Source organism: Nostoc cf. edaphicum LEGE 07299 (genome assembly GCF_015207245.1).
GTDB classification, from domain to species: domain Bacteria; phylum Cyanobacteriota; class Cyanobacteriia; order Cyanobacteriales; family Nostocaceae; genus Nostoc; species Nostoc edaphicum_B.
In genome coordinates, this window is sequence record NZ_JADEXF010000042.1 from 1 (window position 1) to 10,263 (window position 10,263).

General features: G+C 40.6%; 8 protein-coding genes. 3 read left to right on the forward strand and 5 right to left on the reverse strand.

Going from position 1 to position 10,263, the window contains the following annotated elements:
- Positions 1-197: 197 nt before the first annotated feature.
- Positions 198-1,424 carry a tetratricopeptide repeat protein gene (locus IQ229_RS02260; RefSeq protein ID WP_194040895.1) on the reverse strand — a complete coding sequence of 409 codons (1,227 nt, stop codon included), beginning with the start codon at positions 1,422-1,424 and terminating at the stop codon, positions 198-200.
- A gap of 368 nt (positions 1,425-1,792) precedes the next feature.
- Between IQ229_RS02260 and IQ229_RS02265 the strand changes: the two genes are divergently transcribed.
- The 3 genes from IQ229_RS02265 to IQ229_RS02275 all read left to right on the forward strand — a co-directional run bounded on the left by IQ229_RS02265 (position 1,793) and on the right by IQ229_RS02275 (position 7,875).
- Positions 1,793-2,383, forward strand: coding sequence for a chromophore lyase CpcT/CpeT (locus tag IQ229_RS02265; RefSeq protein ID WP_194040897.1), 591 nt, complete (start codon positions 1,793-1,795; stop codon positions 2,381-2,383).
- 416 nt (positions 2,384-2,799) lie between these two features.
- Positions 2,800-3,978 carry a site-specific integrase gene (locus IQ229_RS02270; protein ID WP_194040899.1) on the forward strand — a complete coding sequence of 393 codons (1,179 nt, stop codon included), beginning with the start codon at positions 2,800-2,802 and terminating at the stop codon, positions 3,976-3,978.
- Positions 3,979-4,509: 531 nt separating this feature from the next.
- Positions 4,510-7,875 (forward strand): plasmid replication protein, CyRepA1 family, encoded by a 3,366-nt coding sequence (locus tag IQ229_RS02275; RefSeq protein ID WP_194040901.1) that lies wholly within the window; start codon positions 4,510-4,512, stop codon positions 7,873-7,875.
- Positions 7,876-8,140: 265 nt separating this feature from the next.
- Here the strand turns inward: IQ229_RS02275 and IQ229_RS02280 are convergent, their stop codons facing one another.
- The 4 genes from IQ229_RS02280 to IQ229_RS02295 all read right to left on the reverse strand — a co-directional run bounded on the left by IQ229_RS02280 (position 8,141) and on the right by IQ229_RS02295 (position 10,106).
- A complete protein-coding gene (locus tag IQ229_RS02280) occupies positions 8,141-8,329 on the reverse strand; it encodes a hypothetical protein (RefSeq protein WP_194040903.1) in 189 nt (62 codons plus the stop codon).
- Positions 8,326-8,526, reverse strand: a complete 201-nt coding sequence (locus IQ229_RS02285) for a hypothetical protein (protein ID WP_194040905.1) — start codon at positions 8,524-8,526, stop codon at positions 8,326-8,328. Before IQ229_RS02285 ends, IQ229_RS02280 begins: the two co-directional genes overlap by 4 nt.
- Positions 8,523-9,173, reverse strand: coding sequence for a tyrosine-type recombinase/integrase (locus IQ229_RS02290; RefSeq protein WP_194040909.1), 651 nt, complete (start codon positions 9,171-9,173; stop codon positions 8,523-8,525). The genes IQ229_RS02285 and IQ229_RS02290 overlap by 4 nt, the downstream gene beginning before the upstream one ends.
- A 231-nt stretch (positions 9,174-9,404) precedes the next feature.
- Entirely contained in the window at positions 9,405-10,106 is a 702-nt protein-coding gene (locus IQ229_RS02295) for an HNH endonuclease (RefSeq protein WP_194040907.1), read from the reverse strand.
- Positions 10,107-10,263: the final 157 nt, after the last annotated feature.

Sequence of the window (10,263 nt, forward strand, 5' to 3'; positions counted from 1 at the left end):
GCGCGTAGCTTGCTTCCCCGGAGGGGTACGACTACGCTCTGTTACCACGCCAACGACTATGCGGTAGTTGAATCTCGACTTCGCTCGATTACCGCGCAGCGATGCACTGAGCTTGTCGAAGTGTCGAAACTCAGTACAAGTCACTAATGACCAATGACAAATAACCAATGACTATTAAGCGATCGCAGAAATTTCAGTTAATTTGCTTTCGACAGTTTTTTAATTTGTCCAGTAAAGTATGCTTCTTCATGTTTGAGTTGTTGCGCCAGTTTTAACCCTTGTTGAAAAGCTGTTAATGCTTGAGGAAATTCTTTGCGTTCTAGATACAATTGCCCAATTTGGTCATAAGCTTGCATCATTCCATAAAAGTTGGCAGCTTGCGCCTGTATCTGCACCAGAATTTCGCTAGCCTGTAAAGCCTCCTCTGTTTGCCCTTGAGAACGATACAGCGCAATTAACTTCTGCAAAGCATCACCAGCTCGAACATACTGCTTTAATTGCCAAGCAGTGGTATAAGCTTCTTGATAATTATTAAAAGCTTCTAGCAGTAAGTTAGGATCTTTCTTAGCTAGAGATTCATAATCTGAAGCGATCGCTAGCTTTAATTCTGGTATTTCTGTAAGCTTATTTTCATTGACATAAATTTCTGCTAGTTTGTTAAGTACATTCAATGACTGCTGTGGTTGGCTTGTCTGCTCGTAAATATAAGCCAATTGTTGCAGATATGTTACCTCGTTTACACGATCGCCAACAGATGTAGCTAAACTCAACAATTCCTCGTAGATTGGCGCAGCTTTGCGATAATCAAACCAACTCAAATGCAGTTCTCCAAGTGTTTTGAGGGTTGCTAATACCGCTGCTCGATCATTTTGTTGTCGCACTACTAGCAAAACTTGGTTGTAAGCTTCTATAGCCAGTTTAGACGATCGCACATTTTTGTAAGCTTCACCTAGTGATCGCCACAATTCTAGATCGATTGGGACGTTTTTTTTCTGAGATTGGGCTTGTTTTTGAATCGCTTGTAATCGTTCGGTAATATATTGTACTTCTTGTCCGTCATTTAGCTTCCAAGCGATCGCCCCAACTCGTGATAATGCTTGCACCTCTGCTAATGAACCTAAAAAGCGCCGCAAACGCAATTCTCGGTTCCAAATTTCAAACGCCGCAACTTGTTCACCTGCTTGCAATTTCGCCGCCGCTTCTTGATTTAAGGCATCTAACGCTGGTTCTAACTTTTGCCGTTCTTGGGGAGTTAACGGCTGTTTATCCTTGAGCGATCGCGGTAACAGTGGATCGGGTGTGGTAATCTCTAGAGGGCTGGGAGGAAATTTATCAGGTGGTTTCGGCGGTTTAGTCTGTGCCAGTGTTAAGGAATTGCTAAAGAGTATAGTGGCAGTAGCGATCGCAATTAAGTGCCTGAGCATGGGTACTTTACTTTGCCTTGAGTGAGTTACATGAGATAATTAGCAATTATCCCCATGCCTATTATTGACTAACTATTCTCCAGCTTTTCTCCAGCTTTACAAGAAAAGCCTACCTGAGAGCTATGTGGCTTCAGCATACAGATAAAACACAGTGTGCAGATTTTGTATAAATAAATGCTTAACGAATTCTAGTTATTAAGTACAAGATGTCAGCAGTTTAACTTGTACTGAAGCAGCCTAATTTTCTTCAGTCACAGAATCTATCCTAAATATAATTTAAAAATTGCGATCGCAGCTAGGATTTTTGAGTCAGGGGAGTGTCAAAATAATCCTAGATAATATTTAAGCAACTAGTCGATCGTTTTGTAATGACTCATTCTACTGATATCGCCACCTTAGCCCGCTTGATGGCAGCTGATTTTAGCAATCAAGAACAAGCTTTTGAAAATCCGCCTTTTTATGCCCATATCCGCGTCTGTATCCGTCCCCTTCCCTTAGAGTTGTTCTCAGGGGTAAGTTTGTTTCTCGAACAAGCTTATGATTTTTTGCTCAATCAACCCTACCGGATGCGGGTAATGAAGTTGATTCCGGCAGAAAACCATATTGCTATTGAACACTACACCGTTAAAGAAGAACAAAAATTTTACGGTGCATCTCGTGAACCCGAACGCCTCAAAGAGTTGTCTGTCGATCAATTGGAAAAAATGTCAGGCTGCAACATGATTGTAGAATGGACAGGTAAGAGCTTCAAAGGCAGAGTTGAACCTGGTAAAGGCTGCATAGTGGTTCGTGACGGCAAAAATACTTATCTGGATAACGAATTTGAGATTGATGCTAAAGAATTTTTCAGCCTTGACCGGGGAAGAGATTTAGACACCGATGAACGTCTCTGGGGTTCTATCGCCGGCCCATTTCACTTTGTGCGTTGGAGTAATTTTGCCGATGAAGTAAAGGTGTAACAAGTAAGGAGTGAGGAGTTACAACCTAAAACTCTCTTTAATCTGCTAAGAGTGGTCTGTGGTGTAGTCAACTTGTAAGCGCCACTTTTTAGCGATCGCCCAAAGACTACCAAAAACATCCAGTTAACCTACTATCTCTACCTCAGATTCCTATGCTATCATGGTTTAACTAGCACCCTCTGGCTACTAAGATACCTTAGCAACATTAAAGTAGTTCAGGGAATCTTGCTGTGGCGGCATAGCCAAGTGGTAAGGCAGAGGTCTGCAAAAGTTCTAAGAGGTAGTGAGGGGTAAGTCCCAAACCTTGGCAAAATAGGCTTTTTCAATAAATTCTTACAGGGATATACCAAATCCTCGTTAGAGAATGATAGCTGTTTCTCTTCTATTAGCTATCATTATTTTTGCGAGGTTTTACTATGAGTAGAGTGTCAAAGGGCACAGTTGGTATTGAATCTTTCCGTGGTTTTTTTCGCATAAGGCTTCCCTCTTGTGTAGCTAAAGGTGCATCCAGATATTTCAGCACTGGATTAGTTTCAACGGCAGAGAATCAGAAAAAAGCACAGGTTGTTGCATGGGCGATAGAAGAGGATATAGCCAAAGGTGTTTTAGATTGGACTTTGAACAAATATAAGACTGGGGGTTCTCCTTTGTTGCAAGCCCAGGACTGGGTTTGGAACCTAGACAAGCTTTGGGGTAGGTACTGCGAATTTATGCGATCGCAGTTAGCTAAAACAACTTACGAAAAGGATTACGTTCGGAAGTTCGCTAACCATATTAGAGCGCTCCCAACTAAAGATGTTCGGAATGCTATAGAGATAAGAGATTATCTTTTGGCTAAATTTTCTTCAGAGACAACTAAGCGCGTCCTCACATATATATCCGCCTGCTGTCGATGGGCTGTGCGATCGCATCTACTACCCATTAATCCCTTTGATGGGCTAGCGGGTGATGTTAAGCAGTCAAAAAGTAAGGCTCCTAGTGCCATTGACCCTTTCAATAAGGATGAGATGAACAGCATCATCCAGGCATTTGAAGCGCACAACCAGTACAAGCACTATGTCTCGTTTGTAAAATTCCTATTCTTGACTGGGTGTCGTCCTGGTGAAGCGATCGCACTTCAATGGAACCACATTAAAACTGATTGTGCGGAGATTCTAATTGTTGAAAGTTATGACACACGGTTCAAAATTCGTAAAGACACCAAAACTCATAAATCTAGGCGATTTCCATGTAACGAACAATTAAAAAATTTACTCTTGGATATTCGCCCCAACGAGCTAGCGCATGACGGTGTTGTATTCCCATCTCCACGTGGTGGCTTGATAGATGCTAGTAAGTTCACAAACCAGGTGTGGAGAGGCTGTAGGTCTGGGAAGAAAATCTATAAAGGTGTGGTTAGTCAGCTTGTAGAAGAGGGGAAAATAGCACGATATCGACCGCCATACAACGCTCGACACACGTTCATCACAGAGTGTTTAGAGCGTGGTATCCCAGTACAACAAGTGGCGCGGTGGGTTGGTAATTCTCCAGAAGTCATTTTTAAACATTATGCAGGGGTCTTGACTAATATTAGTGTCCCTGAATTTTTGATGTAGAGGAACATTTGCAGTCATGCGATCGCTTGCATCCTGACTGGCCACCCACCCACCACGGGGAGAATACAACATTTAGGCTCTATATTTGAGCATCAAAATGCATTTAATAATAGGAATGAATCAACAAAGTGTAAAGAGCTTGGCTATTTTCTAAAATTATTTATTAATAGAAACTAATAGGTAGGAGCCTTGCTAAATAAGTACACGACAAAATAAAAATAACGATTAAATCCCAATCTTGTTTGCAATTGCTATTGCCATTGAGTGATACTTGAGTAAAAATATAAACAGGTCAGAAGATTTTTTCGCCATGCCAAAAAAGAAATTTGAAAAACTCACGGTAGATATGAATACTCAATTTACCTTCCGCCAGCCCATAGGAGTGGATCTAAAAAAGATAGCAAACAAGCACGATATGAAAGTGCAGCACATACTACGTTATGCCGTGCTGGAGTACCTAGAACGCAATAACCTATGTGCGTAGCCCCCAACACCAGTCAACTTTTTTATTGTTAAACACGCAAAAAAAAGTTGCCTGACCCCAAATGCCTTTTTGCTAAGGCTTTACAAGGAATCAAACAACAGAAAAAACTTAAACCTATTCTACCACAAGAGAGAGGCATTTTTTATAATGTCAATGGGGGCAGAAGCAACAATGCTGTCAATAGATTTTATGCAAACTTCTTTGAACACGACAAAGGCACAAAGGAAGAACGGCGAAAAAAGATTTACTCATTCCCTCTTCGCCCAACATTAATAATCACAACCCGCAGAAGTAGCCATACTTATGACGTACTCAACTTAACTTCTGACCAATATAAAAATCTTGATATTTGGAAAGAGTATCAAGAGAAACGGGCTTACTACATGGGGTCAGACCCCAGTATCAAAGATTTGCCTCGCTTAATGCGATTAGCTGGGTTCGACCATGTAAAGGTAATTGAGGATTATTGTGTACCTGGAGGGCTTGAGATTGAATGGACTACTTGCGAATTAATTCATTATGAGCCAGAGAACAAATATACACTAAAAGAACTTGATGATGCCTTTGAACAATTCGCAGTGCAGGAAGGCATCAAACTTTTTTCAAAAGAGCGATTTAACGGCTATCAATTTATGAATTCCAAGCTTAATCAAAAAAAGAAAGGGGTAAACTACTCGCACGAGAAATTCAACCCTGATATTTTCAGACGATGCAATGACAGTGAAGTAACAGAACTATTAAAAAGAGCGCAAATACTTGCAAAATTACGTGAAAGGGAGAAGGCAGGGAAACCATGCGATCGCACTTCAGAGAGTGCATGGACTGACCCTATAGAAAGTGCCAAACTTTCTTATGAATCTCAATATGATTTTGACTTAATTGATAATAGCAACAACGAATTTCTTAAGCTGCATGGGGTGGATTCTGGGGAAACAGAAGCGGAATATTTTGCACGTAAATATGGCTTTGGATATTCCCATGCAGGCGAACAAGGGGGAAGGCAACACTGGCATACTTGCCAATGCCCATATCACGGTAGTAGCTCTGGGAGTGAGGATAACCTACACATCGCATACGATGACCCCAATTACCCACGGGGAACAATCGTATGCCAGTCGGGTGATAGTGCCCAAGATGTGATGATTGCATTCCGCCAACTTGCCCAGGATGCAGGCGATCCATTGTGGGATAAGACATGGACAAAATGCGATCGCACTAAGAAACAAGACTATCAAAAAACTAAAGATGACTACTTTGTAGATTATGAGGCGAAACGGAACAAAGTAGCCCGACATTCATTTGCTACACAGGCTGACATATTAGTGAATATTGGCTATTTTCCTGACATTAAACTTAAAGACTTACCACGGGGATTAATAGGAATAAAAGGGGACTGGGGAACAGGCAAATCGCATCTAATAGCAAGTCTGATTAAGCAGTACCCGTATAACAAAGTCATCCAGATTGGGCATTTAAATAGACTACTCTTCAATACCTCTGAGAAGTACGGGCTAACGCATCATCATCTAGCCAGAGAGCAGAAGTGGGGTATGGGAGGATGTGACAGACTCGCAATAACTGATATTAGTGTCGGTGCATTGCTCAAAACAGAAAATTATTTAGAACAGCGATATGTACTTGTATTAGATGAAATTGAGCAAATATTAAATAGTCTCGTAAACAATAAAAACCTTAAGGGTAATTTACGGATGACTTACTTCCGTAAACTTGTGTGGTTTATCAGTAATGCTGAGTATATTATCTTTGCTGATGCTGATTTATCTGATGCAACATTAGACTTTATAGAAGCAATTAGGAATGCTGATAAGGTAGGCAGGGAACCAGAGAAAACTTTTATCATCCACCACACCAAAAAACAAGGATTGGGAAGGAAGATAAAAATTAGCAACGACAAAGGGGCAACACTCAAAAGATTATATGAGTCTTTATCCGACGGTCAAAAAATCATTGCACCTTTTGAAAACAAATCAGACTTACTCGCACTTCAAAAAAGTACTTTAAATGATGAATTTCGCAAATCAACAGACATAATTCACGGTGAAAATTCACAAGAAGAACAGATAAGAGAGTACATCAAAAACATTGACTCGCTCTACAAAAGCAACAACCTCTTTTACACAGGTACTTTGGGGACTGGCATCGACTTATCAAGACCGCATTACGATAAACGATTCGGCATCTTTACAGGTGATGTGTTTGCAGCAAGTGACCAGTGCCAACAATTTTCTAGATATCGTCCTGATTGCGACTCAGAAATTTTTTGCGATACTAAGAAACGCAACTTTAAAATTGATGCTGACCAATTAGTATTAGAGCTAATTAATAAAAATAACGAATCTAACACTTACTTCTGTGACAATATCAGCCAATTAATCGAAGCAGGATTTTACCCCAACCCTGACGGAACATTTGATGAATATGACCAAGCATTTCTCAAACTATGGGGAGTAATTAACGCTCGAAGTAATGCTAGTAGAGCTAATCCGTATCAAACATTAGTAGACAGATTAACCGATGCAGGATATGAATTAGAATTCCTTGATGATTCAGAGGATAAAACAGAGAATGACGGCGTACTATCTTCTCACAAAGCTACTAAGTCTGAACTGAAAACGCAAGAAGATATTGCTAAAGCAGAGGCGAGAGTTTTAACTGATGATGAATATATTGATGCTATTCGCCAAAAAGGAAACCTCGACAAGCAGAAGCAACGGGAAGTCTACAAAACTCGACTAGCAAAGACTTTAGGAATACCAATTGACGCAGGGATAGTAAAGCTTGAACGTACCCGTAAAATCACTACGGGGCTGACGCTTCTACATATTCTTTTAACAGATGATGAAAGTGCGATTGCATTTGAAATGCGCGATAGAAAATTGAACCCCATCGTCACGGATAGGTCACATTTTTTGAAAAAACGAGAGCTGCTTAAGAAGCTTCAAATCCCAGAATTTCTCGCTTTTCTTAATGCTGGGAATAACTACAGCAAGAGCAGTGATTGGGCAAAATTTATCGCTAAGACTGCAAGAGCTAACTATAAGGCTATGGATAGCTGGCTAAGTATCAAAATCAAATTTGAGAAGGACAAAGAAGGATTTAAACAGTCTGACGCAGAGATTGTGGGATTGATTTTAGCGAAACTGGGGGTGCTGACCACTAATGAAAATAAGCGAGTCGGCGGAGGCTGGGAACGGGAATATGAAATCGATAAGCCTTATTGGGAAATAGTTTTTTCAACCATCCTCCCATATATGGATAGTCGCAAGCCTCAACAAGATGACTACTTGGAAGGGGACAACAGGAGCGAAGTTTTTGACCCTGCCCACCCTGAGAGGTATTGCATCCCCAAATTTTCAACTTTGGGAAATATGGCTGAAATGCTTGCTACATAAGTGTTTTTTTGTGACACCCCCTTGTTTTTTTTGTTGCCTCGAAGATTCCCGACTACGACCGCACAGAGATAAACCAATGCTGGGATGGTATCGGAGACTGGCAGTCATAGGCATCCACTTAAGGAATTAATTTCGACCTGTGTAACACGCTCTAAATCCTTGTTGTGCATCTGTTTAAGCTCGATGTCGTCATACCATTTCCCGACATTTTATGCACATGGCGGTTGGTCTGTTTTTCTGTAAAGCTGGTGAATCAATATACCTACTAACTGTTTTGTCTTTTTAGCTCTTGTATCAACAATTGACAACGCTTACTAGCTTCTTTGGCTCGTTGCATTAAAGTTTTACTTTGCTCACGGTTGCTTTGACTAATTTCAACTGCTTGCTGACTGAACTGTGCAGCTTGTTTACCAAGTTCTTGAATACGAGTTTTTAATTGTTCTACAGTTTTCATTCGCCCTCCAGTTCAATTATCAAGGCATCCAGATTTTCAGCCTCTTCATAAATTTTATCCGCTCTACTCTGAAGTAAACTAGCATCGTCAAAATCATCGTTTTGCAGTGCTACTTCTGCTGCTGTGTACAATTGTGCTGCAATCTGCTGTAGTTGTGTGTACACATTCGACAAAATAGTGAACGTTTCTTGTTTCATTTTTCCCTCGTAAATCTGTTTGCTGGTGCTTTTGACGAAGCCTCCTCTGCTATTAATAACGATTCCCCAACTGGTGACAGCATAGCCAAACTCGCCGCCGCTCCCAATACCTGTTCGTCTGATACTTCCAAGTAACGCTGCAACTGTTCCAAGTTCCGATGCCCTGATATCTCCTGAATAACCCGCAATGGAATACGTGCGTTGCTCATCTGCGTTAGTGCTGTGCGCCTAAAGCTATGAGTACTCGCGCCGATTATCCCAGCTTGTTTGCAAGCTCCTCTCAAAATCCTAGAGGCTGAGTCTTCGCTGATGTGTCCATCACAGCGACCGGGGAACAAATAAATCTCGCCGGACAGTGGGTAGTATTCAGTGAGCAACCGCCACAAGTCTTCAATCACTGGGATTGACCTAGTAGCCAGCTTCCCCTTCGTGTTTGCTTTCCGAATCACCAGCCGGGGTCTAACATTGTCCTTGGGGGTGTAAATGTCTTGGGTGAACAGGGTACAGCATTCTCGAATTCGGCAAGCGCTAAACAAGCAGACACCAAACAAAGCGCGATCGCGGTCATTGTCTAAGCCATCGCTGAAAATTAGCTGTATCTCTTGTTGGGTGAGAACTTTGGCGCGCCCATGCCGATTGATTTTCATTGCCAGACTGTAGACCCTGCGATCCATAGCCTACAACTATTTGGATCACTGATTCACAATTAGTTAACCAAGGTTTCAATACATTTATTCAGTTGTAGTAACTTCAATATTCAAAGCACTACCACCAAGCCTATCTTGAATGTATTTGAGAAGTTCTACTTTATGTTGAAGCAACCATTCAGGATTGTTATTAGGGTACAAATATATTGTGTAAGTGTAAGTATATACCTCCTACTTAATATCGTAAACTGCGTTGCAATCATAAAATAAATTAACTATTCTTTTTAAAGTTCTTTTAGGGTGTTGGCTTTCTGTTCTAAATGATAAATCCAGATTTTTAGGAATGCTCAATTTTGTTGTATTGCACCGAAAATCTATTTCATTATTGCCTTTACATTTACTGCAAATAAAACACAGAGTTTGTGAGTTTTCTATAAATGTTTTACCACCCATAGAAAATGGTTTAATGTGGTCGATTTCTAATTTCCCCTTGATATTGGCTCCACAACATAGGCAAGTATATCCGTCTCTTTGTTTTATTTTTTCTCTTTCTGCTTCGGTTAGTACTAAATTTTTGATTTCTGCTTCTGCAATATGTGTTTCTAGCTGTTTGGTAAAAAGCTCTGTCTCCCATTTCATCTGCCTCATGGCTGTTAGTATCAGATCCCTTACATTCCTTTCTGTTGTTGTCTGAAGAATGTCTATTATTAACTTTTGAAGATTTACTGGCGTATCTGCAATAAAAGGTCGTTCGAGTAAAGCCTTTTTAATCCCGTGATCTTGAGGTTTGATTGGATAAATAGAAGGAACTCCTTCTTCGTCTTTAATTAAAAGTCTTTTAGGACGTTTAATAGCTTGTAAAAACTTAGTTTTACCTCCTGGTAAACTAGACCATCTTCCGTGGCTATCTCTTAGCTGATTAAATTCTTGCATTGTTGCCCTCCTCCTTTCTCTTTTATTTGTCGATAAATAGATACTTCCCAAAAACAAACGCAACCATATCTCTTCCCATTAAACCCCCCGATTTGAGGAATTGAACCCCGTGATTTCTCAATTTATCAGTTTGTTTCCCTCAAACAGGGAATTATAA